The 15,684-nt window shown below is 45.5% G+C and carries 22 protein-coding genes; 9 read left to right on the plus strand and 13 right to left on the minus strand.

Annotated elements, in window-relative coordinates; all coding sequences use genetic code 11:
- Positions 1–210: 210 nt before the first annotated feature.
- Together xdhB and xdhA are read right to left on the minus strand one after the other, a co-directional pair.
- Positions 211–2,553, minus strand: a complete 2,343-nt coding sequence (gene xdhB / locus M5J74_RS10170; RefSeq protein ID WP_106218432.1) for a xanthine dehydrogenase molybdopterin binding subunit — start codon at positions 2,551–2,553, stop codon at positions 211–213.
- A 116-nt stretch (positions 2,554–2,669) separates the two neighbouring features.
- Positions 2,670–4,082 carry a xanthine dehydrogenase small subunit gene (gene xdhA / locus M5J74_RS10175; protein WP_106166610.1) on the minus strand — a complete coding sequence of 471 codons (1,413 nt, stop codon included), beginning with the start codon at positions 4,080–4,082 and terminating at the stop codon, positions 2,670–2,672.
- A gap of 328 nt (positions 4,083–4,410) precedes the next feature.
- On the opposite strand from xdhA, the gene psaI reads away from it, so the two are divergent.
- Positions 4,411–4,530, plus strand: coding sequence for a photosystem I reaction center subunit VIII (gene psaI, locus M5J74_RS10180; RefSeq protein ID WP_015154003.1), 120 nt, complete (start codon positions 4,411–4,413; stop codon positions 4,528–4,530).
- Between the two features lie 341 nt (positions 4,531–4,871).
- Here psaI and M5J74_RS10185 read toward each other — a convergent pair whose 3' ends face one another.
- The 5 genes from M5J74_RS10185 to M5J74_RS10205 all read right to left on the minus strand — a co-directional run bounded on the left by M5J74_RS10185 (position 4,872) and on the right by M5J74_RS10205 (position 6,806).
- Positions 4,872–4,991 carry a photosystem II reaction center protein J gene (locus M5J74_RS10185; protein WP_015154004.1) on the minus strand — a complete coding sequence of 40 codons (120 nt, stop codon included), beginning with the start codon at positions 4,989–4,991 and terminating at the stop codon, positions 4,872–4,874.
- Positions 4,992–5,053: 62 nt separating this feature from the next.
- Complete coding sequence (locus tag M5J74_RS10190; protein ID WP_015154005.1) at positions 5,054–5,179, minus strand: photosystem II reaction center protein L; 126 nt, start codon at positions 5,177–5,179, stop codon at positions 5,054–5,056.
- 9 nt (positions 5,180–5,188) lie between these two features.
- On the minus strand, positions 5,189–5,323 hold the full coding sequence (gene psbF / locus M5J74_RS10195) for a cytochrome b559 subunit beta (protein WP_015154006.1): 135 nt from the start codon (positions 5,321–5,323) through the stop codon (positions 5,189–5,191).
- Between the two features lie 6 nt (positions 5,324–5,329).
- Positions 5,330–5,578 carry a cytochrome b559 subunit alpha gene (gene psbE, locus M5J74_RS10200; RefSeq protein WP_015154007.1) on the minus strand — a complete coding sequence of 83 codons (249 nt, stop codon included), beginning with the start codon at positions 5,576–5,578 and terminating at the stop codon, positions 5,330–5,332.
- A 223-nt stretch (positions 5,579–5,801) separates the two neighbouring features.
- Complete coding sequence (locus M5J74_RS10205) at positions 5,802–6,806, minus strand: photosynthesis system II assembly factor Ycf48 (RefSeq protein ID WP_015154008.1); 1,005 nt, start codon at positions 6,804–6,806, stop codon at positions 5,802–5,804.
- Between M5J74_RS10205 and M5J74_RS10210 the strand changes: the two genes are divergently transcribed.
- Positions 6,805–6,966, plus strand: coding sequence for a hypothetical protein (locus tag M5J74_RS10210; RefSeq protein WP_158266018.1), 162 nt, complete (start codon positions 6,805–6,807; stop codon positions 6,964–6,966). The genes M5J74_RS10205 and M5J74_RS10210 overlap by 2 nt on opposite strands.
- On the opposite strand, the gene M5J74_RS10215 is transcribed toward M5J74_RS10210, so the two are convergent.
- Positions 6,958–7,293, minus strand: coding sequence for a rubredoxin (locus M5J74_RS10215; protein ID WP_015154009.1), 336 nt, complete (start codon positions 7,291–7,293; stop codon positions 6,958–6,960). The two genes, M5J74_RS10210 and M5J74_RS10215, sit on opposite strands and share 9 nt — an antisense overlap.
- 347 nt (positions 7,294–7,640) lie before the next feature.
- On the opposite strand from M5J74_RS10215, the gene ndhC reads away from it, so the two are divergent.
- Genes ndhC through M5J74_RS10230 form a run of 3 tightly spaced genes read left to right on the plus strand, consistent with a single transcriptional unit; the run spans position 7,641 to position 9,257 of the window.
- Positions 7,641–8,003, plus strand: coding sequence for a photosynthetic/respiratory NAD(P)H-quinone oxidoreductase subunit C (ndhC, locus tag M5J74_RS10220; RefSeq protein ID WP_015154010.1), 363 nt, complete (start codon positions 7,641–7,643; stop codon positions 8,001–8,003).
- Positions 7,994–8,725 (plus strand): photosynthetic/respiratory NAD(P)H-quinone oxidoreductase subunit K, encoded by a 732-nt coding sequence (gene ndhK / locus M5J74_RS10225; RefSeq protein ID WP_015154011.1) that lies wholly within the window; start codon positions 7,994–7,996, stop codon positions 8,723–8,725. Before ndhC ends, ndhK begins: the two co-directional genes overlap by 10 nt.
- A complete protein-coding gene (locus M5J74_RS10230; protein ID WP_015154012.1) occupies positions 8,718–9,257 on the plus strand; it encodes an NAD(P)H-quinone oxidoreductase subunit J in 540 nt (179 codons plus the stop codon). Before ndhK ends, M5J74_RS10230 begins: the two co-directional genes overlap by 8 nt.
- Positions 9,258–9,341: 84 nt before the next feature.
- Here M5J74_RS10230 and M5J74_RS10235 read toward each other — a convergent pair whose 3' ends face one another.
- Positions 9,342–9,821: a GNAT family N-acetyltransferase gene (locus M5J74_RS10235; protein ID WP_015154013.1), complete on the minus strand. Its 480-nt coding sequence runs from the start codon at positions 9,819–9,821 to the stop codon at positions 9,342–9,344.
- A 99-nt stretch (positions 9,822–9,920) separates the two neighbouring features.
- Positions 9,921–10,526 (minus strand): tRNA-(ms[2]io[6]A)-hydroxylase, encoded by a 606-nt coding sequence (locus M5J74_RS10240; RefSeq protein ID WP_106169439.1) that lies wholly within the window; start codon positions 10,524–10,526, stop codon positions 9,921–9,923.
- A gap of 162 nt (positions 10,527–10,688) precedes the next feature.
- Between M5J74_RS10240 and M5J74_RS10245 the strand changes: the two genes are divergently transcribed.
- Entirely contained in the window at positions 10,689–11,429 is a 741-nt protein-coding gene (locus M5J74_RS10245; RefSeq protein WP_015154015.1) for a metallophosphoesterase family protein, read from the plus strand.
- 33 nt (positions 11,430–11,462) lie between these two features.
- On the opposite strand, the gene M5J74_RS10250 is transcribed toward M5J74_RS10245, so the two are convergent.
- Positions 11,463–12,317 (minus strand): M48 family metallopeptidase, encoded by an 855-nt coding sequence (locus M5J74_RS10250; RefSeq protein WP_015154016.1) that lies wholly within the window; start codon positions 12,315–12,317, stop codon positions 11,463–11,465.
- 91 nt (positions 12,318–12,408) lie between these two features.
- Here M5J74_RS10250 and M5J74_RS10255 point away from each other — a divergent pair, with 91 nt between their 5' ends.
- Together M5J74_RS10255 and M5J74_RS10260 are read left to right on the plus strand one after the other, a co-directional pair.
- A complete protein-coding gene (locus tag M5J74_RS10255; protein ID WP_181824302.1) occupies positions 12,409–12,561 on the plus strand; it encodes a hypothetical protein in 153 nt (50 codons plus the stop codon).
- Positions 12,562–12,642: 81 nt separating this feature from the next.
- Positions 12,643–13,173, plus strand: coding sequence for a DUF4330 domain-containing protein (locus tag M5J74_RS10260; RefSeq protein ID WP_015154017.1), 531 nt, complete (start codon positions 12,643–12,645; stop codon positions 13,171–13,173).
- A gap of 95 nt (positions 13,174–13,268) precedes the next feature.
- Here M5J74_RS10260 and M5J74_RS10265 read toward each other — a convergent pair whose 3' ends face one another.
- Positions 13,269–14,186 (minus strand): alpha/beta fold hydrolase, encoded by a 918-nt coding sequence (locus M5J74_RS10265; RefSeq protein ID WP_106168632.1) that lies wholly within the window; start codon positions 14,184–14,186, stop codon positions 13,269–13,271.
- A gap of 74 nt (positions 14,187–14,260) precedes the next feature.
- Positions 14,261–14,773, minus strand: coding sequence for a hypothetical protein (locus M5J74_RS10270; protein ID WP_106168633.1), 513 nt, complete (start codon positions 14,771–14,773; stop codon positions 14,261–14,263).
- Positions 14,774–14,877: 104 nt separating this feature from the next.
- Here M5J74_RS10270 and M5J74_RS10275 point away from each other — a divergent pair, with 104 nt between their 5' ends.
- Positions 14,878–15,603 carry a polysaccharide deacetylase family protein gene (locus M5J74_RS10275; RefSeq protein WP_015154020.1) on the plus strand — a complete coding sequence of 242 codons (726 nt, stop codon included), beginning with the start codon at positions 14,878–14,880 and terminating at the stop codon, positions 15,601–15,603.
- Positions 15,604–15,684 lie beyond the last annotated feature (81 nt).

Below are 15,684 nucleotides of genomic sequence, written 5' to 3' on the forward strand. Positions count from 1 at the left end.
GGGGATCTTTCTGCCGTAGTCAAAAAGTTATTGGTTAATAGATATACTATAAAAACCAATCTTCAACTGGGTTCATTTCAACACATTTCAATCTGCAAAATCGAAGATCTTGGAGATCCCCCAACCCCTTAAAAAGGGGGCTAAGACTCGAAATTGAATCGTATATCTTGGAGACTCCCAACCCCCCAAAGAGTCTATTATAATTCGATCCTAACCCGAAACAGGCTGCGGTTCCCCCACTGCTTCCACAGCTTCAGTAGCGCGATCGCGGACGTATTCAACTGCCCATAAAATAGCTTCAGGAGTTGCAGGAGAAGCTAAAGGAACGTAATCTGTATCCCCAAACGCCGCCACTGCTGCCCGAATAGCCTCCCGTACCGAAAGCGCCAACATCAACGGGGGTTCGCCGACAGCTTTACTACCATAAATTACCCCATCTTGAGCCGCCCGTTCTAACAAATGTAAATTGAAACTTTCCGGTATTTCCCCAATTGTAGGAATTTTATACGTACTAGGGGCATAAGTGCGAATGCGTCCTTTCTCATCCCACACCAACTCTTCCATCGTCAGCCAACCCATCCCTTGTACGAAACCACCTTCAATTTGCCCGCGATCGACTAAGGGATTTAAAGATTCTCCCACATCATGCACGATGTCAACTTGTCGTAACTTAAAGTTACCTGTAAAGCCGTCTACCTCAACTTCACTCACCGCCGCCCCGTAAGCATAATAGTAAAACGGTCTGCCTTTACCCGTCGCATCATCCCAATAAATATTAGGAGTGCGATAATACCCTGTAGCAGCAAGACTAATGCGATCGCCATACGCCTGTTTCGTCACCTCTTCAAAATGAATTCGCGCTGAAGGGTAAGTGCGACAGTAAATCCAATCGTCAGCAAATACCATCTCTTCGGGTGTATCCAACTTTAATAACCCAGCCGCCACCACAGCCAGCCGAGATTTCAGCGTTTCGCAAGCATCTTTCACCGCTTGTCCGTTTAAGTCTGCACCGCTAGAAGCAGCAGTTGCAGAGGTATTCGGTACTTTTTCCGTACTCGTAGGCATGATCCGCAGGCGTTCGATCTTTACCCCTAGCGTTTGGGCGGCGACTTGCAACATTTTGGTATGCAACCCCTGTCCCATTTCCGTACCGCCGTGATTCAGTTGAATGCTACCGTCGGTGTAGATGAGGACTAATGCGCCTGCTTGGTTGTATTGAGTTTTATTAAATGAAATCCCGAATTTAACCGGAGTAATTGCCAAACCGCGTTTTTTGTAAGTGCTAGCTTGGTTGTACTGCGCGATCGCCTCTCTACGTGCGGTAAAATTCGAGCTATCTTTTACCTGTTGCCAAACTTTAGTAATGCGGTTATCAAAAATTTCTTGGTCGTAATGAGTCGTATTCGTTTCTCCTTCCCCGTGGTAAAAGTTGCGTTCTCGCACCACTTCTGGCGGTAAACCCAAATACCGTGCTACTCGATCCATAATATCTTCAATAACTACCATGCCTTGAGGACCGCCAAAACCTCGAAATGCTGTATTCGAGACTTTGTTAGTTTTGGCAATTTGTCCTCTGACTTCTAAATGGGGAATGTAATAAGCATTATCTACATGTAACATTGCCCGCAAAAGTACGGGAGGAGATAAATCCAAACTCCAGCCACCATCGGCATATAAATCTACATCCAAAGCAACGATTTTGCCATCATTAGTAAAACCGACTTTATATTGTCCTAAAAAGCCGTGACGCTTGCCCGTCAAAATCATATCGTGGTGACGTTTTAATTTTACCCGCACCGGACGACCTGTTTTACATGCTGCGATCGCGGCTACACCTGCAAAAGGATTTGCTTGCGATTCTTTTCCGCCAAATCCGCCACCCATTCTGATACAAGTGACGACAACTTGATTCTTATTAATTCCCAACACGCGGGAAACGACAATTTGTGTTTCTGTGGGATGCTGGGTAGAAGCATAGACTTGGTAATTACCTTCTCCGTCTGGTATGACCCAACTCGCATGGGTTTCCAGGTAGAAATGATCCTGACCGTTCATTGCCATTTCACCTTCAACATAGCAATCTACCTGCTGTAAAGCTGTTGTTGGATCGCCTCGTTTAATCACTCTCGGTTTAAGATGAAAGCTACCTGCTGCGATCGCGTCTTTTATCGTCAGAATTGGTTCTAGTGGTTCGTATTCGACGACAACTTTTTCTGCACCCAGTCTTGCAACTTCATCGGTTTCCCCTGCTACCCAAACTACTGCTTGTCCGTAGTAACTAATTTCCTTGTCGGGAAGCAGGATTTCATCGTAGACAATCGTTCCAGTATCGTTTACGCCTGGTACGTCTGCGGCGGTGATGACTGTGACGACACCATCAATTTCATATGCGCCAGCAGGATCGATTTTTGTAATTCGCGCTTTTGCGTGGGGAGAGAGTACGGGGTAGAGGGAAAGCATCCCTGCTGGTAAGCGTTGGTCGTCAGTATAAATTGCTTTACCGCTGACGTGTCCGGCGGCGCTTTCGTGGCTTCTTGTTTTCCCTACTGTCATCTCGTCCCCCTCAAGGTTATGTGATTTTGGTCGCGCAAAGACGCAGAGGCGCAAAGATAAGGAAGTCAAAAGCTAAAAGTTAAAAGTCAAAATCACTAACAACTACCAACTACCAACTACCCATTACCCATTTCCACAAAAAACTTCTCAAACAAATTCGCAACTAGCATCTTGCGATACTCGGCGCTACCTCGCAAGTCGGTAAGTGGTGTGAAGGCTTGTTTCAATTCTTGCTTGGCTTGTTTTACTGTTTCAGCATTCCAGGGTTTGCCAATTAGCTTCGATTCTACTGCTACTGCCCTGGCTGGTGTTGCGGCAACTCCGCCATATGCGAGTCTGGCGTGTTCGATTCGATCGCGATCGCCTAAATCGATCGTAAATGCGGCTGCGACAATACTAATATCGTCCGTGCCGCGTTTGCCTACTTTATAAGATTGACTCAAGCGGCGAGTCGCGCCAGGTGTAATGTTTTTGGGAATTTGAACGGAGACGATGACTTCTCCTGGCTGCAAATCTGTTTTTCTATATCCTTTGAAGAAATCTGCCAAGGAAAGAATTCTTTTACCCCCAATTCCAGCTATACGCAGTTGGGCATCTAAAGCGAGTAATACTGGAGGCAAGTCGCCAATTGGTGAAGCTGTACCGATATTACCGCCTAATGTGGCTCGATTTCTGATTTGACGCGCCGCAAACCAGTGCAGCATCTCATCCATTGCTGGAAAGACACCGCGTAGGTTTTCTTCAATATGACTTAGTGGTACTGCTGCCCCAATTTCCACCAATTCTGGTATATTTGTCAGCGTTTTCAACTCTGCTACCGCTTCTAAGGAAATCAGCACCGGAAAGCTTTTGCTATGATGGCTCATTTCCAGTCCTAAGTCTGTTGCCCCTGCGACTAAGCTAGCGCCAGGATGCTGTTGCAGTAATTCTAAAACTGTCTGTAGTTGCGTCGGGCGATAAAACTTTTGGTTTTCACAACTGTAGCTAATTTGACTGACTTCAGTTGTTGCTTGTGCTACCTTCTGGCTGAAACAATCGCTTGGCGGCTGCATTTGCATCACTTGTTGGGCAGCACGGCGAATTGGCAAATATCCCGTACAACGGCACAAGTTTCCTTCTATTGCCATATCGTCTACTTGGCGATCGTAGTAGGCAGCGAACATACTCATAATAAAGCCAGGGGTACAGTAGCCACACTGGGAACCACCTGTTTCTACCATTGCGGCTTGAACTGGGTGTAACTGTCCGTTAGCAACCCCTTCTACAGTAATAATTTCTCTTCCCGCTACTGCACCCAAGGGTATGAGGCAGCTATTCACTGCTTGATAGTGGGGTTTTCCATCCGCGCCTTCACCTACAATGGCAACAGTACATGCTCCACAGTCGCCATCCCCACAGCCTTCTTTCGTCCCGATGCGTCCGCTTTGCCGCAAGTACTCTAACAGCGTTATCGTAGGTGAGACATCTTTTAGGCGGACTGTTTCGCCATTGATGGTTAAAATTAAGCGTTCTGGTGATAATTGCTGCACTTTCTAAATCCATATAGTTAAAAAGTGACTTCGCGATCGATCTTAGACGAGTCAGCCACTGGGCTGCATAAAAGTGCTTGACCAATGCGATCGCGCCATCCAATTAAATTTATTTAAGTATACTGTATACAATAAAAATGCCAGAATAAAAGTATTCTGAAATACTGAAATGAGGAAATTGTGGCGATCGCGACCTCTAGTACTTTGCTGAGAGGCGCTTAATCCTACTTCACTATTGTTAAAAATTTTTAGAAAATGCCGCAGCGATCGCAAATTGCAGTAAATTCGTTTTTGGTTGTAGTCTTATATTCATAAGGAATCTAGCAATATGTTTTCAGCATCGTTTTTACCATCAATCCTAGTTCCGCTGACGGTTCTAGTATTTCCTTCCGTAGCAATGGCTTTGTTGTTTCTCTACATCGAGCGTGAAGACCCCTCAGGGATCTAGAGAGTTCGGGACTATGGCAGAAGGCAGTTATGCTGAGGGCAGAAGGAAAATACCTTTCATGTAAAGAAGACAAGCTGCTTTCATGTCCTCATCTTTCCACGCTATAACTCTGTTAACTCAGCCCTGTTTCCTAATCCCTAATTAAAAACCGCTTACCTAAACTGGATAAGCGGTTTTTTTAGCATTATTGTCGATAACGATATACTCGATCCCAAGAACTTCAGCTAGCTAGTACAGCATTGCAGAATTAGGGCGATCGTTCAAGGTCTGTCAAAAGTCTCCAATAGGAACGTCATAATTTTTGACTTTTGGCTTTTGCCTTTTGACTTTTGCAAAAGTTCTTACAACGAGGAACCTAAATGAGTGTAAGAACCGTAAAAGAATGTTCCAACAACAACAATCACGCCCAAACCAGCAATAGTTGCTACAACCCAAAGGGGTATTCTTCCACTTCCAGACACAGCTTTTTCTCCTACCTAAATTACACGGTTAGATAAATTAAAGACAACAGCCTTGAATCTAGTTAGTTGAAGAAATAACTAGAAAACAAAATGCCCAGCACGAATATTAGCAGCAAACCCAAGTATAGGGAAGTCCGGTTTAATTCTACAGGCTGGTTATTAGGGTTTTTCGATCTCTCTAATGGCATAAACTTCTCCTATCGCTGAATAAACTGCATAGAAGCGATCGCACCTAAGAAAAATACTGTCGGTACAGCTAAGGTGTGAACGGCTAGCCAGCGGACGGTAAAAATTGGATATTGAATTGGTTGATTGACTTGATTGGTATTCATTTCAAACTACTTTCCTATAAATTCCTCGATCTGTTTTCTGCTTTCAAAGCGATCGCTCACGATTGGCAACTCTTGCCGTTCTTGGGGATAGTATTCGTTTGGTCGGGGTGTTCCAAATACATCATAGGCAAGACCAGTACTAACAAATAACCAGCCAGCGATAAACAAAGCTGGAATCGTAATACTGTGAATCACCCAGTAACGCACGCTGGTAATAATATCCGAAAACGGACGCTCGCCTGTCGTTCCTGACATTTACCTTCCTCCATTAAGAACCATTACTTTCTTACTCATTATCATACGAAACCTTGACCAGTAGTTAGCGATTAGTCGGGAGTCAAGAATGGCTGCGAACATTTGATAATTGGTTGACAGTAGACAGCTATCAGTAGCTAGGCGCTAGTGGCTAGAGTTTCTTCCTTGTCTCCCTTGTCTCTCTTGTCTCCCTTGTCTCTTTCTTCCCGACTCCCCAAATTCATTAAGCTGATTCTGCTTGACCTTGATAACGCAGCAAAATTCCGCGCTGACCGATAATAAATCCTTTCTCTGGAGAGAGAAAGACGATCTTGTAAAGATTCGAGGGGACTGATTCTACGCCTCGGTCTTTTTGCCAAGTTTTTCCGCCATCTGGACTGCAAAGTAGATTACCGCTACCACCAGTCACCCAAATTTCTTCAGGTGTCCGGTAAGCCAAATCTAACAATCCCCAACTAGTAGATAACTCTGGATTTTGTACTTCTTCCCATTCTTCTGTATTATCTGCCTTAGTAAATTGCACCTGACCGCCTCGTGCCAGCATCCATACACGCCCGTCTTTACCAAATCCCATATTTTGCAGGCGACGGGAACTATTCCGGTTATGACCTTGCCATGCCGTTTGACCTGGTTCCCAGGTTGAATAGAAATTCCCCTTAGCAGAAACAGCAATGTACTTACCATCTTCAGAACGCGCCACGTTTCGCAGCACGCCTACGGCTTCCTGTACCATTGCTTTCCAGTTTTTACCACCGTCAGTAGTGCGGTAAATTGCGCCTACATCTGTAGTCATCTCCGCTGACTGTTGCCCCAGCGCCACGATTGTGTTTGGGTTGCCTGGTAGCTTTTCACTTAAGAGAATCCGCGACCAAGTTTCGCCACCATCATTTGTATGTAGCAGTAAAGATGGTTCGCCAACAATCCATCCTTCTTGACCGGAAAAACTCACGGAAGACAGAATAAAGTTTTTGTCACCTAAATCCAAACTCTTCTGCTGCCAGGTTTTGCCACCATCCTTAGTTTCAAATAAAGCAGATTTATTCCCCACTAACCAGCCATGTTGGGTATCGTCCGTAAAGCCAACATCTTGCAAGTTAACATCCGTTGGTAAAGTAACTACCTCCCAAGGATTGTAACTAGTAGAGGGAACGCTACTACAGCCGACGCACAGCAAGACGACTGCTACGAGGACAACAATCTTTTGCCAAAATTTTAACGGTGAAAACATGCTGATTTTACGTGCTCTACTTAAACAAATTGAATGTATTGTAAGAATATTTCAGTATGCCGATAGGTCGAATGAAAGCCTATCTACTTGTCAGCATACAGATATATGGTTAGGCGATCGCCGTCTGCACCAAGCTTGCCTGACAGCAGGTTCACTGTAACCCATATAGGCTGAGAAAAAACAAGACGGCTAATGCTAAAGCACCAAAGATCAAAATGTTCTTCTGACCTGGAGTGAGCTGATTTACGCCAAGCCCGTAGCCGAGATTTTCCTTAAAGCCAGAGGCTTGTCCCACTGGACCAATGTTGGCAAATGCGTTTTTACGCGCTCCACAAACTGGACATCGCCAAGTAGAAGATAGTTCTGCAAATGGTATGCCAGGGGCAATATCGTGCTTATCATCGCCGCGATCGGGTTCGTACACATAGCCGCAAGCCCGACATTCATATCGGTCTAGCGCTTGGGTATCAATAGCTGGTTCGCTCATAGTAAGGCAAATGAGAAAGTAGAGGCGCAAAACTTAAAATCATGTTAAAAATTATGACGCGAAATGACTTCTTCTACAAGGGGTAAGGGAGCAGTTATCAGTGACCAGTGACCAGTGACCAGTGACTGATTAACATGCACCACTCTCTCTTAACAAATTCCGAATTTTCCTCACTCCTCGCTCCTCGCTCCTCATCCCTAACTCATGCATAGATTTTCTCAATCAGAAGCAGAACTGAATCGAATGATGCCAAGGGTTAGGTTTTGCTAGTGCGTGAAACCCAAATATATATAATATGTAAAGACAGATAACAAAATTATTGACTCTAGCAACGGTAATTATCCATCGTGTTTGTTCTTAGCGGCTACGAGTATTTACTAGGCTTCCTCTTAATCTGTAGTTTAGTTCCAGCGCTTGCCCTTTCTGCATCTAAGCTCCTCCGACCGAGCGGACGCAGCCCAGAACGCCGGACGACATACGAATCAGGCATGGAACCCATAGGCGGAGCCTGGATTCAGTTCAATATCCGCTACTATATGTTTGCACTGGTCTTCGTGGTCTTTGATGTAGAAACAGTATTTCTCTATCCTTGGGCAGTTGCATTCCACAGCCTCGGTCTGTTGGCTTTTATTGAAGCCCTCATTTTCATTGCAATCTTAGTTGTTGCCCTTGTATATGCATGGCGTAAAGGAGCTTTGGAATGGTCTTAAATATCGATCCAGCCGGACAAAAAGAACGCATCATTAACCCAATCGAGCGCCCTTCAGTTACTCAAGAACTATCTGAAAACGTCATTCTCACCACGGTTGACGATCTCTATAACTGGTCTAGACTCTCTAGTTTGTGGCCTCTATTGTTTGGTACGGCGTGCTGCTTTATCGAATTTGCTGCTTTAATTGGCTCGCGATTTGACTTCGATCGCTTCGGACTCATCCCCCGTTCTAGCCCCCGTCAAGCTGACTTAATCATCACAGCTGGCACGATCACGATGAAGATGGCTCCGCAGTTGGTGCGGCTCTACGAACAAATGCCAAACCCCAAGTACGTCATTGCTATGGGAGCTTGCACTATCACTGGTGGTATGTTCAGCGTGGATTCGCCAACCGCCGTGCGGGGTGTCGATAAATTGATTCCCGTCGATGTTTACTTACCTGGTTGCCCTCCTCGTCCCGAAGCTATCATCGATGCCATCATCAAGTTACGCAAGAAAATTGCGAACGAGTCGATGCAGGAGCGGACTCCAATCAAGCAAACTCACCGCTACTACAGCACGACCCATAGCATGAAGGTTGTACCACCTATCAGCGATGGTAAATATCTACAGGTTGCTACACGGCAAGCGCCACCGAAGGAGCTGACAGAGGCAATTGGTATGCCCATACCACCAGCCCTGCAATCTGTTGCCAAAAAAGAGGAAGTGAACCGTGGCTGAAGAAGAAACAAAAGAAGAGACTAAACCCGTACCTGCCGAAGAAACAAAAATTGTCGAAGCGGGAAAGACTTCCAAGTGGTTGAAGGAAAACGGCTTCGATCACGAAGTTATGGAGCCAGACCACTTGGGAGTGGAGATTATTAAAGTCGATCGCAATTTTCTCTTGCCGATCGCCACAGCACTATATGCTTACGGTTTTAACTATCTCCAGTGTCAGTGCGGCTACGATTCTGGTCCAGGACAAGATTTAGTCAGCATGTATCATTTAATCAAGCTGAGCGATAATGCTGACAGACCAGAGGAAGTGCGGATTAAAGTTTTTCTGCCTAGAGAAGACCCCCGCATACCTTCGGTTTACTGGATTTGGAAAGCCGTAGACTGGCAAGAACGAGAATCGTACGATATGTTTGGCATCGTCTATGAAGGACATCCAAATTTGAAACGGCTGCTCATGCCTGAAGATTGGGTTGGTTTTCCCTTACGTAAAGATTACGTCTCCCCCGACTTCTACGAATTGCAGGATGCTTTTTAACAGTGACCAGTGACCAGTGACCAGTGACCAGAATGAACATCGACCGCTGATTTAGTTTTTGTAGAGACGTTACGTGTAACGTCTCTACAAATTTTTGACATAAATGCGATCGCAGCGTGCTGTTTCTACCCCTGTTGCAGGTTGATAGCCGCTGCTTTCGTATAATTTAATCGCTTCTACAAGAACGCTGGCAGTTTCAATCCAAATTTGCTGAAATCCCTTCGCTGCGATCGCTTTTTCTAACTCTTGTAATAAAAATCTCCCCAAACCCAACTTTCTAGCTTGGGATAGAAGATACATTTTTCTAATTTCTACAGCTGTCTCGCCACGATGGAAAGGATAGTAACCAGCCGTTCCCACTACTTGACCCTGGGATTCTACTACCCAAAACTCTCCACCGGTGGCTAAATAATAATTTTCGACCTCCAACACATCTCGGTCAGCACCTAGAGGTTCCCAATCCAAACTATATTCTGCCAACACAGAACCAATAACCGCTGCCACCAGATTGCGATCGCTTTGGCTCCAATCTCGAATGAGAAAATCTTTGTAAATAGCTTGCATAACTGGTAATGGGTAATGGGAAAGTCAAAATTCAAAAGTCGAAAGTCAAAACACTACTCACTACTCGCTACTTACTCGTGACCAATGACCAATGACCAACTAACTATGAATCCTCGGTTGAGGATGTAATGTTGATAATAACTGACTTTCTACCACTGCTAATTCTTCTAGCCTTTGGGTAAACGCAGCGCGATCGAAATAAGTATCAGCTAAAACCCAATAAGTTCCAAAGTGCCTCGCTTCCGAAGCCATCAAACCGCGATAAAATTTAGCTAGCTCTGGTTCTGGGCAATGCGTGGCTAAAAGTCCTAACCGTTCGTGACTGCGAGCTTCAATCAAACCAGAGACGAGCAAAGAATCCAACATCCGTTCTGGCTCTTTGGCACGAATTTGCGCCTTTAACCCCGCGCCGTAAGGAGGTGGTGCTAAGGGTGCTAGAGGAATTCCTCGCCGTTCCAACCATTGGTTCACCTGCTCGAAGTGTTCCAGTTCTTCCCGAGCGATCGCTGTTAGCGATCGGACTAATTTTTGGCTCGAAGGGTAACGAAATATTAAATTTAGAGCTACCCCAGCTGCTTTGCGTTCGCATTGGGAATGATCCAATAAGATGGTATCCAAGTTAGCGATTGCTTGTTCTACCCACTCCTCGGTGGTTGGGACGACTAGAGCGTTAATTTTGGCAACTGTTAAATCGGCTACATTCATACTTACTCAATTTCACTAGAGCTGATTTTTTTGGCTTAAGCCATAATTAAAATGAAAGATTAATATCTTCCAAACATTCTTCATCCATTCTTTAACCAATATCTCCTTGAGTACAGATAGGCTGGAATCAACAAGCGGTATTATTGTTAACCCAAAACTTCTATGAGCGCAGCGCACCAACGTCGCATTATTATCGGTGATGTGCACGGTCACTATGACGGACTGATGATTTTGCTTGAGGCGATCGCCCCTGGCGCAGCCGATGAAGTTTATTTCTTGGGAGACTTAATCGATCGCGGACCGCAAAGTGCACAAGTCGTTGATTTTGTCAAGCAAAGTCCTTACTATTGCTTGCTTGGCAATCACGAACAAATGCTGCTAGATGTGTTAACTAAACGCGCTTCCAATCAAATTCGCCAAGCTTGGCTTTATAGCGGCGGATATGAGACTTTAAGCAGTTACAAAACAGCCACTATTCCTCGCGATCATATCGAATGGCTGCAAACCTTGCCTACTCACCTCGACTTAGGCGATATTTGGTTAGCTCATGCTGGACTCGATCCCAGGCTTCCCTTGGAAGAGCAGTCAGTCGAGCAATTTTGTTGGGTGCGGCAGGAATTCCACAGCATGAAGCAGCCCTTCTTTGAAAACAAACTCATTATTGTCGGTCATACAATCACGTTTACCCTACCAGGAGTACGCCCTGGAGAACTTGCCCAAGGACAAGGTTGGTTGGATATCGATACTGGTGCTTATCATCCCAGAAGCGGTTGGCTCACAGCAGTTGATATCAATAATCAGATTGTTTATCAAGTCGATGTCTACGATAAGCTAGTTCGGACATTGCCTCTGTCAGAAGCCGCGATTCGCATTAATCCTGCCCAGGTGTTAGCGCGATTGTAGAGACACTCTACCGAACGTCTCTACAAATAAAAATTAACGTAAAAGCGGGCGAATTCTAGCTCTGTAAGCGGCGCTATCTAACCCATCGCCCTCATCTGCTGCTTGAGAGTCGATCGCTTCTCTTAATCTGGCAATACGGCTCTGAGTGGCTGGATGAGTACTCAAAACAGCAGGTGTGGAACCACCTTTCTTTAATAATTTCTCCATAAACGAAACCATTGCTTCTCGATCGTAGCCAGCTTGTCCTAACATTTCTAACCCTGTCGTATCTGCTTCGTACTCATCTTTACGACTGTTAGGACGGCGTAAAGCCAGATCGACACCAATCGCCACAGCTCGGTTACGGTTTAAGCCAGCCGCAGTTGCCAGTCCTCCCGCGATCGCCGTGCTACGCATTTGCTTAATTAAGTGACGATTAGTAATGTGACCGATTTCGTGACCTAGTACGCTAGCTAATTCTGCTTCGTTATCGGCAGTACGCAGCAATTCAGTAGTGACATAGACAAAACCCCCAGCCGTAGCAAAGGCATTGACGCTGTTATTGTCTACAATTTGAAACTGGTAAGGAAGATTAGGGCGATCGCTTTCAGCCGCTACCCGTTCTCCTACCCGTTCAACATAACGATTGACGCTCGGATTGCGATAGAGGCGGAATTCTTTCCCAACCATCTGTTGGTTAATTTGCTTGCCTAACTCGACTTCCTCTTCCTCAGAAACATCAGACAGTTGGATGATTTGCGCTCCCTGTTGAATGAGATCGAACCAGGAAATGGCTTTTGCCAACCCAGCCGAACCAATCAGTAAGCCGATGACTACTGATAGTGATATGAGCGGATAAAGCCAGCGACGCTGGATGCGACGAGAGAACGAAAAGAATAGGTTGAACATCGCCGGGAATTGTTGTTTGAAAGACTGAAAAATTTTTAAACTTGCTGTAGTGATAGACGGGCAAAAAAGCTTTTGGTTGCCATATAGGGGAATGAGAAAGGCGATAAGGGGGACAAGGGGGACAAGGGGGACAAGGGGGACAAGGGGGATAAGGGGAAGAAATATAGTCTCCCCGATTCTTGTCTATTCAAATCGTAAAATATCTCTCATCGCAGTAGAATCGTGCTACCCTTTCATTGACTAGCGACCAGCAACCAGTTAATTTTGACTTTTGACTTTTGACTTTTGACTTGTTTCCCTTGTTCCCTCGTCTCTTCCCTTAAGTATGAAAATTTTAGATTCCCAAGGGCGTTTATTTGGTAAAGTCAGTCTCCTCGACATCGGAGCAGCCTTAGTCATCTTCTTGGTAGTGGTGGGGATCTTTTTCTTCCCTGGCACTTCTGGAGCGCAAATTGGCGTGACTACCAAACCTGTAGAAATTGACGTGATCGTGCGGGGTTTGAGCGTGCGCGATCCGCAACAGCTATTTGAGCAGGGACTAAAGCCAGGTGGAAAAACCAACATCATTATCCGCAATCAGCCTTACGGTCAGGTAGGCGTGAAAGCTGTTAAACAACTACCGAGAACCACCCTCGTACCTCAACCTGATGGCTCCGTGAAAGTTTTGCCCGATCCACGCGAAAATCAATACATTATGGATATGGTCGTCACTTTAGAAGGCAACGCTCAATTAACCAAAAATGGTCCAGTTATTGGTAACAGCAAACTTAAAATTGGCATTCCTGCTCAGCTAGAAGGCTTTAACTATGATTTTACTGGTGGTGTCATCGCTCTAAGATTTCCAGAAAAAGGATGAATGAGAATTCGGAATACCCCTGCGGGGAAGCAAGCTACGGAATTCGGAATTCGGAATTGAGAGTGGAGACGCAAGAATTTGCCTCCGTAAAGAGTTTATACAACAGCAGCTACAGAGCTAGTTAAGGAAGGTAAAAATTGCCGAATCAGTCCGATTGTCACGGCTGGAAGTTCTAGCTGTGGTGTCAAGCCGACTTCTGGTAATTTTTGAAAAATCTTAATGGCTTGAGGATTGATCTGGGCAAATCGCTGTCCGATTTCTGGGGAAGTGAATTCAGATTTTTGTCCCCAAATGATAGCTGTAGGAACGGTCAGTTGGGGAATATAGAGAGATAAGTCGAAGCACAAGTCGCCACGGACAAAAGATAAGGCGGCGTACTCAGCGTTTGGTTGAGTCGCAGATTCGAGGTAAGCAGCAACTATTTCTTCATAAATACGGTTGGGTTGGGCAAACTGCCGCTGTTCTAAGAAACTACGAATCCCGTTACTCGTAGCAACCCCCGTGCTGTAGAGCAAGCGATCGAGAATGGGAACGCTGACGATTTGAGCAAAGAAACTACGGGAATAGTTTTCGCCAAAATCAGATAGTCCGGCAGGTGTAGTCAAGATTAAAGATTGAAATAATTCTGGACGAGCGATCGCTACCCTAACAACCATCGCTGCTGTCAGAGAGGAAGCAATAACTGTTACCGCACCCTGACAAGTCTGTTCTAAAAATTCCGCGATCGTTGTTAAATAATCTTCAACGCGATAGTTCCGTGCTGGATGCTCCGATCGCCCCCAGCCAATTAAATCGGGCGCGATAATGCGATACTCCGCAGCAAAAGCTGGATAAACCTTCGACCATTCGTAAGCTGAAGATCCGCCACCAAAACCATGTAAAAAGACTAAAGTTGGTTTCTCAGCATTATCAGCTCCATCTTTCAGCCAAGGCTCTCCAGCATCAGTATAGTAAACCATTCTGCCTAATGAGGTCATCACAGAACGCTGTTCAAATCCAGGTGGTAAAAACATAATTTGTTAATTGGTCATTGGTCATTTGCTAATAGCTAGCCACCAGCCACTAGTCACTAGTCACTGATAACTGGTCACTGATTCACGGGTTCTGCTTTTTCTACTGATTTATCGGTGACTCCCAAAGTCAGTTTTAAGGGCGTGCGCGTGGGGTAAGCTTTGACCACTTGGCGATAGACTTGATAATTCGTCGGTAAAGTGACTTGGCGATCGCCTTGGGGATAACTAAACTGATACTCCACAGATTTGATTAACTCTGGAGTACTCGCCCGTTCGCCCGATTTCTTTCTTTGTTCTACCTCGTCTACTGTAGGGCGTGGTGGTAGAGCCGCCCACCACAATCCTCGATCGTCGGGACCAGTCACCGCACCCATTGGTTTAATTCCATTACGATTGATTAAGGACGTGGAAGCAAAAGTTTCAAATCGAGGTGATTTGTTATTAAGGTCGATGGCGTATTTGACTTGCCAAGTGTAAATTGTTTTTGCAGTGGCTTCGTATTGGTCAATTGTTAGATTAGAACAACCACTTAGGGCGATCGCGATCGCACCCCCCACTACCATCAGTCCATACCAAGAATTGCTCATCAGTTGTCAGTTATCAGTTATCAGTTATCAGCGAGTCGGGAAATTTTAACTTTTAACTTTTGACTTTTAACTTTCCCTACTCCCTACTCTCTACTCCCTCATTAATGCAGCTAGCTCCCTTCTTACCCCTAATGTATCGAATTCTCAAGCCGTCGTTTCCTAGTTGCTTGTGGTCTGGACACGATCGCGCCCGCTCGATCGCTTTGACTTTCGATGACGGTCCCCATCCTTCCCATACGCCTAAGTTACTAGAAGTTTTAGACCGCTATGCCATCCCTGCTAGTTTCTTTTGGCTGGGTGCTTGCGTTCGACGCTCTCCCGAGCTTGCCAAAGCAATTTATCAACGAGGACATTGGATCGGTAATCACGGCTACGACCATCGCTCTTTTCCCATGCTGACACCTACCGAATTGCAACACAGCTTGGTAGCTACCCAAGAGGCGATCGCGACTGCTTGTGACTTGCCTACTGCTCGCGTGCGTGATGTCCGTCCGCCAAATGGTTTATTTACACCTCAAACCTTAAATTTGTTACATCAATGGGACTACAGACCCGTAATGTGGAGTGTGGTTCCTGAAGATTGGGTTTGTCCTGGGGTAGCTGTTGTCGTTCAACGGGTCATGCAGCAGGTACAAAACGGTTCGCTGATCGTACTGCACGACGGTGCTTGTGGTGGTACAGATGTTGCCGATGTTGCTGCTCTCTTAATTCCTCAATTGTTAAGCTTGGGTTACGAATTTGTCACGATCGATACCTTGTGGCAACAATCTCTATCCCTTACGAATCAAGGTTTTTTCTCTTCTTTGACTAGTGGCGATCGCTCTTTTTGACACAAATTTAGTGAATTTCTCGTGAGGGGAGCTGTCATCTGCCTTCAGTATTAATTACAATGACAGAGAAAAGTTTATTAG

The sequence above is a fragment of the Chroococcidiopsis sp. CCNUC1 genome, from assembly GCF_023546805.1.
GTDB lineage: Bacteria > Cyanobacteriota > Cyanobacteriia > Cyanobacteriales > Chroococcidiopsidaceae > Chroococcidiopsis > Chroococcidiopsis thermalis.

Excerpts from the sequence above, each read along its gene's own strand:
- xdhB (WP_106218432.1), bottom strand. The coding sequence starts at position 2,553 with ATGACAGTAGGGAAAACAAGAAGCCACGAAAGCGCCGCCGGACACGTC.
- psaI (WP_015154003.1), top strand. The coding sequence starts at position 4,411 with ATGTTTTCAGCATCGTTTTTACCATCAATCCTAGTTCCGCTGACGGTT.
- M5J74_RS10190 (WP_015154005.1), bottom strand. The coding sequence starts at position 5,179 with ATGCCATTAGAGAGATCGAAAAACCCTAATAACCAGCCTGTAGAATTA.
- psbF (WP_015154006.1), bottom strand. The coding sequence starts at position 5,323 with ATGAATACCAATCAAGTCAATCAACCAATTCAATATCCAATTTTTACC.
- psbE (WP_015154007.1), bottom strand. The coding sequence starts at position 5,578 with ATGTCAGGAACGACAGGCGAGCGTCCGTTTTCGGATATTATTACCAGC.
- M5J74_RS10210 (WP_158266018.1), top strand. The coding sequence starts at position 6,805 with ATGCTGATTTTACGTGCTCTACTTAAACAAATTGAATGTATTGTAAGA.
- M5J74_RS10205 (WP_015154008.1), bottom strand. The coding sequence starts at position 6,806 with ATGTTTTCACCGTTAAAATTTTGGCAAAAGATTGTTGTCCTCGTAGCA.
- M5J74_RS10215 (WP_015154009.1), bottom strand. The coding sequence starts at position 7,293 with ATGAGCGAACCAGCTATTGATACCCAAGCGCTAGACCGATATGAATGT.
- ndhK (WP_015154011.1), top strand. The coding sequence starts at position 7,994 with ATGGTCTTAAATATCGATCCAGCCGGACAAAAAGAACGCATCATTAAC.
- M5J74_RS10235 (WP_015154013.1), bottom strand. The coding sequence starts at position 9,821 with ATGCAAGCTATTTACAAAGATTTTCTCATTCGAGATTGGAGCCAAAGC.
- M5J74_RS10240 (WP_106169439.1), bottom strand. The coding sequence starts at position 10,526 with ATGAATGTAGCCGATTTAACAGTTGCCAAAATTAACGCTCTAGTCGTC.
- M5J74_RS10245 (WP_015154015.1), top strand. The coding sequence starts at position 10,689 with ATGAGCGCAGCGCACCAACGTCGCATTATTATCGGTGATGTGCACGGT.
- M5J74_RS10250 (WP_015154016.1), bottom strand. The coding sequence starts at position 12,317 with ATGTTCAACCTATTCTTTTCGTTCTCTCGTCGCATCCAGCGTCGCTGG.
- M5J74_RS10255 (WP_181824302.1), top strand. The coding sequence starts at position 12,409 with ATGAGAAAGGCGATAAGGGGGACAAGGGGGACAAGGGGGACAAGGGGG.
- M5J74_RS10260 (WP_015154017.1), top strand. The coding sequence starts at position 12,643 with ATGAAAATTTTAGATTCCCAAGGGCGTTTATTTGGTAAAGTCAGTCTC.
- M5J74_RS10265 (WP_106168632.1), bottom strand. The coding sequence starts at position 14,186 with ATGTTTTTACCACCTGGATTTGAACAGCGTTCTGTGATGACCTCATTA.
- M5J74_RS10270 (WP_106168633.1), bottom strand. The coding sequence starts at position 14,773 with ATGAGCAATTCTTGGTATGGACTGATGGTAGTGGGGGGTGCGATCGCG.
- M5J74_RS10275 (WP_015154020.1), top strand. The coding sequence starts at position 14,878 with ATGCAGCTAGCTCCCTTCTTACCCCTAATGTATCGAATTCTCAAGCCG.